The sequence below is a fragment of the Actinoplanes oryzae genome (genome assembly GCF_030757795.1).
Taxonomy (GTDB): domain Bacteria; phylum Actinomycetota; class Actinomycetes; order Mycobacteriales; family Micromonosporaceae; genus Actinoplanes.
Window position 1 is genome coordinate 1 of the sequence record NZ_JAUQWH010000263.1, and the last position, 7,888, is coordinate 7,888.

Below are 7,888 nucleotides of genomic sequence, written 5' to 3' on the forward strand. Positions count from 1 at the left end.
CCCATCGAGGTGGAACTCAAGCCATTCCAGGAGCGGTTGCTCGAACTGGTGGAGCTGTCCCGCCAACGCGGATACCACCGCAATCTCCTCGTCGCCGCGACCGGAACCGGGAAGACCGTCATGGCAGCCGTTTACTACGCACGGCTTCGTGCGACGCTGCCACGAGCGAGACTTCTCGTCGTTGCGCACCGCCGGGAAATCCTGGAGCAAGCCCTGGGAACCTTCCGGCAGGTTCTTCGAGAGCCATCCTTTGGAGAGTTGTGGGTGGGACGAGATCGTCCGAAAAACTTCGACCACGTCTTCGCCTCGGTCCAAAGCCTTCGGCAGGCGGACCTCACGCACCTAGCACACGACCACTTTGATGTCATCATTGTCGATGAGTTTCACCATGCGGCAGCGCCGTCCTATCGCTTCATCATGGACGAGTTGGAGCCTCGCGAGTTGCTCGGCCTTACCGCTACACCGGAACGCAGTGACGGCTTGCCCGTGTTGCATTGGTTCGGCGATCGGATCGCCGCCGAACTACGGCTTTGGGACGCGATCGAGCAACAACGCCTCACGCCGTTCGCCTACTACGGCGTCCATGACGGAGTTGACCTTCGGGAGGTTCCTTGGCGTCGCGGCCAGGGTTACGACTTAGAAGCCCTAGCGGAGGCCTACATCGGCAACGACGCCTGGGCACGCTTCGTTCATCAGCAACTCGAATCCCACGTCGATGATGTGCAGAAGGTACGCTGCCTAGGCTTTTGTGTCTCGGTAGAGCATGCCCGTTACATGTCCGCTCAGTTCCGTTCGCTCGGTGTAGCAGCGACCGCGATCTGGGGTGACACGGACGCTGACGAGCGAGCCCAAGCGCTGCGCGAGCTCGCCCGTGGTGACTTGCAGGTCATCTTCTCCGTTGACTTGTTCAACGAAGGGGTTGATGTCCCATCGGTCGATACCATCCTCATGTTGCGCCCCACCGAGAGCGCCACCCTTTTTCTCCAACAGTTAGGCCGCGGGCTGCGCTTGGCCGAGGGCAAGTCGGTATGCACCGTCATCGACTTCGTCGGCTTGCATCGTCGTGAATTCCGCTTCGACAAGCGTTACCGCGCCCTCCTAGGCGGCGGCCGGCGCGACCTCGAGAGGGCCATCGAGCAGGGCTTCCCCTTCCTCCCCGCGGGCTGTCATTTCGAGCTTGATCGTATTGCGCAGGAGACAGTGCTTCGCAGTGTGCGTGAGGCTATTCCTCGGCATTGGCCGAGCAAGGTAGCTGAACTGAAGTTGCTAGCTCAAAGCGGCGATGTAGGCCTGGACCGGTACCTCGCCGAAACCGGTCTCGAAGTCTCGGACATCTACGCCAATAGTAAGAGTTGGTCGAGCCTGCGCGAGGATGCAGGACTCCCCGTACGGCCGGCAGGGCAACATGAGGACAAGCTTCGCCGGGCGATGGGCCGCCTGCTGCATGTCGATGACCGGCAGCGGCTGGCGACATTTGCTGCGCTAGCCAAGGGCGATGGCCGGACTAGCGTCGCGTCGATGAGCGTCGTGGAACAACGCCTGGCGCGAATGCTGGTGGCGAACCTGGGCAGCACAGTCTTGCCGAAGGAGCAGTCGTTGCAAGAGGCCATCGACGTTGTCTGGAGCCATCCTCAAGTGGTGGCTGAACTAGGAGAGCTACTAGACGTCATTCACGATGCGCCAGCACATCTGCAGAAGCCTGCTCTTGCAGACGTGCCCCTGCAGATCCACGGCCGGTACACCCGTATCGAAATCCTCGCTGCCGTGGGAGAGGGGGACGGTGCGCTGACTCCACAATGGCGCGAAGGGGTTTACGACGCCAAGAAGGTGGGCGCCGACCTGCTGGCCTTCACCCTCGACAAGACCGGTGGGGATTTTTCCCCCACTACACGCTATCGCGACTACGCGATCAGCCCTGAGCTCATCCACTGGGAGAGCCAGTCCAACACGCCCCAAGACAGCCCGACCGGCCGGCGCTACCAGAACCATGTAGCCATGGGCCGCTCGATTCTGCTCTTCGCCCGTACCCGAACAGACGATCGGGCTTTCTGGTTTTTGGGATCTGCAACATACGTTTCACACGAAGGCGAGAAGCCCATGGCGGTGACCTGGCGGCTCGACACGCCGCTGTCCGGTGACCTCTTTGCGGATTTCGCCGCAGCCGTCGCCTGAAAGGGCTCCGGCCGGCCCGCGGGGGCGGGCCGGCCGGATTTCGGGCTTGGGGTTCTGAAGGGTGAACCCGGTGGGCCCGTCTCGCCCGGCCGGGGGCTGCTGGTGCGAGCAGCCTGGGGATGACCCGGCCGGGTCAGCTGGTTGGGGGACGGATGTCAGCTGTTCATGATGGTGAGCATCTGCTGGATCTGGTCGGTGCGGCTTTCCTTGACGCGGGTGGCGAAGGCCTTCGTCTCGGCGTTGGAGCCGCCCGAGGTTTCCATCGCGGCCATTTCGACCGCGTTGTGCTGGTGGGCGACGAAGAGGTTCAGGAAGGCCGTCTCGAAGGCGGATCCCGAAGCCTTCCGCAGGGCTTCGATCTCTTCCGGGCCGGTGGCGGGGAGGCCGCCGTGGTCGGCGTGGGCGCTGGGGGCGTGGTCCACGGTGGTGGGTTGCTGCCAGTCCGTGAGCCAGCCCTTCATCATGGTGACCTCGTCGGACTGGGTGGCGTCGACGGCCTGGGCCAGCGTCTTGATGTCGTCGCGGGTGGAGTTCTTCTCGGCGAGGCGGACCATTTCGAGGCCTTGTTCGTGGTGGGCCACCATCATCTGGAGGTACATCACGTCGGTGTCGTTGTGGGTGCCCTCGGCGCTGACGGCCGCCTTGACCGAGGACTCGGAGGGGGCGGGGGCGGTGCCACAGGCCGCCAGCGAGAGAAGCGCCACGGCGCCTACGAGGAGGCGCTTCACCGGGGGAGCCAGAGGGCGAGGGTGTAGATGGACGGCTCCCAGCTGCGCAGCGAGGAGTGGGCCTGGCGGCACTCGTACTTCTTGCCCTCGTAGGTCACGATGTCGCCGGTCTTGTAGGCCACGCCCGGCGCCCAGTCGGAGGAGGAGCCGGAGCCGGAGCCGGAGCCGGTGGGAGCCGACGAAGAGGAGGCGGACGGGGAGGGCGCGACGGACGATGGAGCCGCCGTCGGCGCGGTGGTGGGAGCGGAGGAACGGGACGGCGTGGGCGAAGGAGCCGGCGCGGGCGCCGTGGAGGAGCCGCCGCCGACGTTCAGGTCGACGCAGCTGTAGAACGCGTTTGCCGTGTCGCCGATGTTCCAGACCGCGAGCACCGTCTGCCGCCCCGGGAAGGCCGACAGGTCGACGTTGTGCGTCACCACCGCGTCCGGCTGGGCATTGCCGCCGTCGACGGTGGCGACCTTCTTGCCGTCGACGAAGTACTCCCAGTTCGAGGTGCGGTGCCGGGCCGTCATGACCCAGGTGAAGGTCACGTTCTTGCCGACCGACTTGGCCGGCCAGTTCTTGCTCTCGTCGGAGAGTACGGAGAACTGGGACAGGCCACCGTCGCACGACTTCAGGCCCTTGGGGCCTTCGACGCTCTGCGGCTCGAACTGGATCTGGCCGCAGTTGGCGACGGCTCCGGAGGCGCAGTTCGCCTGGCGGCTCGGCGGCCCGGAGACGTAGCCGTGGGCGAGGGCTGGGGAGGAGACGGCGAGCGTGGATCCGATCGCTCCGAGTGCTGCCAGCGGATAGCCGATCGACCTGCGCATCGTGTGAACCTCCCGAGATACCGGACTTGCGGTGACGGGAGAAAGGTAGGAGCGCCGACCATAAAGGATCCTTAACGGCTCCGGAAAGACTTATGAAGCCGCGCGGCCCCGGCGCCGGCGGCCCGGTACGGAGGGGACGGGAACAGGCTCCGGCGACGGGGTGAGGACCATGCCGATCCGGGCGCCGCCCAAGGGTCCCCGGGCGATTTCCAGCTGCCCGCCGGCGGCAGCGGCCACCCTTCGTACGATGTCCAATCCGAGACCGGTCGATCCCGCCCCGCTGACGCCGCGTTGCACGGCCGACTCGGGATCCGCGATGCCCGGTCCGGCGTCGTCCACGAGCAGTCCCGCCGGCGACACAGTCACGCGGAAGGCCACTCCCTCGGGGGTGTGCGCGAAGACGTTCCCGAGCAGAGAATCGACGGCCAGAATCAATTCGCTGCGCGGCACGGGTACGGGAACCGGCACCTGACCGCCCACGACCTCCCACGGCCGCTGCTGATCCTCCGCGAGAGCCGACCAGAACGCGAGCCGGTCGGCGAGCACCTCGACCAGGTCGGACTCCTCGCTGCCCCGGGCCTCCACGCCGAGGCGCGCCCCCGCGATGATCGCTTCGAGCTCCTCGTCGAGCATGTCGCACGCCTGGCGCATGCGTTCGGCGATCGGGCCGGGCGGCATGGAGTCGGCGTCGAGACGCAGGGCTGTCAACGGAGTACGCAACCGGTGCGACAGGTCGGCCGCCAGCTCCCGCTCGTTGTCCAGGAGCCGGCGCAGATCGGTCGCCATCGAGTTGAAGGCGAGCGCCGCGTCCTGCAGTTCGGTGGGACCGGACGGCTGGAGGCGTACCGACAGATCGCCGCCGCCGAGACGCCTGCTGGAGCCCGCCAGTTCCCGCGTGGCGCGCACGATCTTGCTGCCGAGCCGGTCCGCCATCAGCACCGAGCCGGCCACCAGTACGACGGCGAGCGCCCCGAGGGCCAGCCACGCGGCCCAGACACCGCGGCGCATCTCGTCGTCCGGCACGTACACCTCGATCACCGCGGATCGCCCGTCACTCAGCACGCTGGGCTGCAGATAGGCCAGCCCGCCGGGCGCGTCGGCGACGACCGCGCGCCGATACTGCGCGGCCTGGTCGACCTCGGTGCCGCCGACATGGCTTGTGCCCACGGGGTCGATTCCCGGCAGATGTACGGCCAGCCGCCCCGCGCCGCCGGCAACCGTGCTGGCGACCGCGTTGTTGAGCAGCTGCGGGTCGACGTCGACGGCGAGCGCCGCCACGATGGCCGCCGCCTGTTGCCGGGCGTCGCTCATGGCCCGGTCGTGGGCGATCTTCCCGGTCGCGTAGATCAACGGCACCAGGAACGCCAGGGCCACCATCGACGTGATGGCCAGCGCGAGCCGGTTGAGCTGCCACCTCACCGCGGTTCGACCATCATGACGCCGACCCCGCGTACCGTGTGCAGAAAGCGCGGCGCCGCCGCCGTCTCGCCCAGCTTGCGCCGCAGCCAGCTGATGTGCACGTCGATCGTCTGCTCCTCCCCGATCCGGGTCTGGTTCCAGACCTCGGTCAGCAGCTCGCGGCGGCTGACCACTTGGCCGACCCGTTCGGCAAGATACGTGAGCACGTCGAACTCGCGCCGCGTCAGCTGCAGCGGCTGCCCGCCGAGCGCGGCCCGTCGCTGCCGGGGATTGATCTCCAGCGTCCCGACGGTGATGACGCTGGGCGCGGTCTCGACCGCGATGCGACTGCGCCGGAGTACGGCCGCGATGCGCGCCAGAATGTGCCCCGCCGAGAACGGTTTGGTCACATAGTCGTCGGCGCCGTCGCTCAACAGCTGGATGATGTCCGCCTCGGAACGCCGCGCCGTGGCGACGATCACGGGCACCGCCGACACGGAGCGCAACATCCGCAGCGCGTCCGTCCCGTCGATGTCGGGCAGCCCAAGATCGAGGATGACCAGGTCGGGCCGGTCCTCCGTACAGATCTTGAGCGCCTCGCCCGCCTGCCCGACCGGGCGCACGACATGCCCGGCGTCGGACAGCGCCCGGGTCAGCGCGGCCGTGATGTTGCGATCGTCCTCGACGAGCAGGATCAACGCCATGGCGACCACCATAGGGGTTGCGGTAAGAAAGACCCCGTGCGATCTCGGAGCTGGGTGCCCCTGCTGGGCTGGTGCGCCGCCACGCTGACCAGCATCGGGCTGGCCGCGGTGGCCATGATGCCGGTGCTCCGGACGGCCTCCCCCGACGACGGCACGCTCGTCTCCGTCGATCAGCTCCGCGAGACCGGCGACCTCGCCCCGACCCCGGACCCGACGACGGCCGCTCCGTCATCCCCGCCGCCGGCGAGCGCATCCGCGTCACGGTCGCCTCACAAGAGCCGCACTCCCAGCCGCACCAAGGCCACCACCAAGCCCCCGACCTCGGCGCCGCCGCCCGAGCCCACCAAGACCGAGGAACCGACCACCACCACCGAGGACGGCTGGACCGTAACCACGGAAAGTGACGGCACCCGCACCTTCGTCCGCTCCTTCCGGGTCGAAGGCGGCCGCACGGTGATCCAGGCCTCCGACGGCGTCATCAAGCTCGTCACCGCCACCCCGGCCGACGGGTGGTCGGTCGCACGGGTGCAGGACACGCCGGACAACCTCGCGGTCTACTTCAACGAGGTCAACCACAGCTTCATCGTGCACGTGGTCTGGCAGGCCGGAAAGCCGGTCGCCCAGGTGAGCGAGGTCGGCACCTGAGTCACCAGTGCCGAGCCCAGTCGGGCGGCGGCACGACGGGCAGCTCCGGCGCGCCCGCGATGGGCTCCATGGCGTGCAGAATCGTCAGGTCGTCGCTGTCGGGATCGGCCATCACCCGCCCGTAGGAACCGTCGGCCGTGACGAGTAACCAATAGTCCGGCGCCGGTCCGCCCCCGTCCACCAGTGCACGGGTGCGGACGGCCCGGCAGAGGGCTCGGGCCAGCTCGAGTGCGCTGACCTTGACCAGTTCGCTGAGCTTGTCGCTGCCGCTGAGCTCTTGGGCGAACGGCCCCTCAAGCGGCGGGATGAACGCGATCGGTGGATCACCACCGTCACCGCCGCCGCCCCTGCCGCGCGCCATGCCGACCGCCGTTCGCCTGCTCGGAAACTCCGAATAGGGGCGATATCCCCGTCAGCGCCGCCCCGCTCGATCGCCTCCGCGGACGCTTGACTCGTGTGACGTACGCCACCTAGGGTCGGGCGTAATAACAGTGAAACATTTCAATGCGTCGCTGGGGTGGGGCTGATGGGTGCTCGTTTCCGGAGCGTTGGTGTGGTTGTTGCCTTGCTTCTTGCTGTGCCGGCGCCTGCTCATGCTTCGGGCGGCAATCGGGCGCCGCTCGCTCCGGGCAGCCTCACCGTCGGGGACCGGACGAATCCGCTCGGCGTGGAGGGCACGCCGCTTTTCGGGTGGGTGCCGCGGGACCTTGATCGGGGTGAGCGGCAGACGGCGTACCAGATCAGGGTTTTTGATGGGCGGGCGTTGGTCTGGGACAGCGGCACAGTGCGGTCGGCGGACACGGCTTTCGAGCCCTATGGGGGCCCCGCGCTCGCCGGCGGGAGGTCGTTTCGCTGGGAGGTGCGGACGTGGGACCGGGGCGGGCGGAAATCGCCCTGGGCCGGCGCTTCGTTCGACACCGGGCTGGCGGCGGGTGATTGGCAGGCCGGCTGGATTCGGCGTACGAACGCGGAGAAGGACGATTACACGCTCGCGCGCAAGGAGTTCTCGGTCGGGGCCGGCGTCGTACGGGCTCGGCTTTATCTTTCCGCGTCGCAGCAGTATCGGGCGTACCTGAATGGGAAGCTGGTCGATCGCGGTCCGGCGTTCGCCTATCCGGGTGAGGGCTATTACCAGGTCACCGACGTCACCGGGGATGTGCGCGCGGGCGGGACGCAGGCGCTGGGCGTTCTTTATCACTGGTACGGCCCCGGGCAGGGCCGCCCGGCCGGGGAGCCAGGGCTCGTGGCGCGCCTGGTGGTCGACCACGCCGACGGCGGCCGGGACGTGGTGACCTCGGACGGCACGTGGCGCACGGCACGGGCGCCGTGGCTCGCGGCCGCCTATCGCAACGGGGACGGGCGGGACTACGTCGAGAACGTCGACGGGCAGCTCGCCGGGGCGCTGCAGGGCTGGTCGGAGGCGGGCTTCGAC

General features: G+C 68.0%; 8 protein-coding genes. 3 read left to right on the forward strand and 5 right to left on the reverse strand.

The features are described from left to right. Positions 1-2,172: DUF3427 domain-containing protein (locus tag RBH18_RS41810; protein ID WP_306216062.1), on the forward strand; the 2,172-nt coding region annotated here is incomplete at its 5' end. Positions 2,173-2,327: 155 nt separating this feature from the next. Here the strand turns inward: RBH18_RS41810 and RBH18_RS41815 are convergent. The 4 genes from RBH18_RS41815 to RBH18_RS41830 all read right to left on the reverse strand — a co-directional run bounded on the left by RBH18_RS41815 (position 2,328) and on the right by RBH18_RS41830 (position 5,811). Beyond that, complete coding sequence (locus RBH18_RS41815; RefSeq protein ID WP_372339070.1) at positions 2,328-2,861, reverse strand: DUF305 domain-containing protein; 534 nt, start codon at positions 2,859-2,861, stop codon at positions 2,328-2,330. Positions 2,862-2,896: 35 nt separating this feature from the next. Further along, the gene (locus RBH18_RS41820) at positions 2,897-3,709 is read right to left on the reverse strand and encodes a lytic polysaccharide monooxygenase (RefSeq protein WP_306216064.1); all 813 of its coding nucleotides are present in this window, start codon (positions 3,707-3,709) and stop codon (positions 2,897-2,899) included. A gap of 90 nt (positions 3,710-3,799) precedes the next feature. After that, on the reverse strand, positions 3,800-5,128 hold the full coding sequence (locus RBH18_RS41825; protein WP_306216065.1) for a sensor histidine kinase: 1,329 nt from the start codon (positions 5,126-5,128) through the stop codon (positions 3,800-3,802). Further along, positions 5,125-5,811 (reverse strand): response regulator transcription factor, encoded by a 687-nt coding sequence (locus RBH18_RS41830; RefSeq protein WP_306216066.1) that lies wholly within the window; start codon positions 5,809-5,811, stop codon positions 5,125-5,127. Before RBH18_RS41830 ends, RBH18_RS41825 begins: the two co-directional genes overlap by 4 nt. Positions 5,812-5,847: 36 nt before the next feature. On the opposite strand from RBH18_RS41830, the gene RBH18_RS41835 reads away from it, so the two are divergent. Next, entirely contained in the window at positions 5,848-6,456 is a 609-nt protein-coding gene (locus RBH18_RS41835; protein ID WP_306216067.1) for a DNA mismatch repair protein MutL, read from the forward strand. A 1-nt stretch (position 6,457) separates the two neighbouring features. Here the strand turns inward: RBH18_RS41835 and RBH18_RS41840 are convergent, their stop codons facing one another. Further along, a complete protein-coding gene (locus RBH18_RS41840) occupies positions 6,458-6,817 on the reverse strand; it encodes a hypothetical protein (protein WP_306216068.1) in 360 nt (119 codons plus the stop codon). A gap of 165 nt (positions 6,818-6,982) precedes the next feature. On the opposite strand from RBH18_RS41840, the gene RBH18_RS44270 reads away from it, so the two are divergent. Further along, positions 6,983-7,888 (forward strand): glycoside hydrolase family 78 protein (locus tag RBH18_RS44270; protein WP_456237651.1); only part of this gene is annotated, 906 nt, incomplete at its 3' end.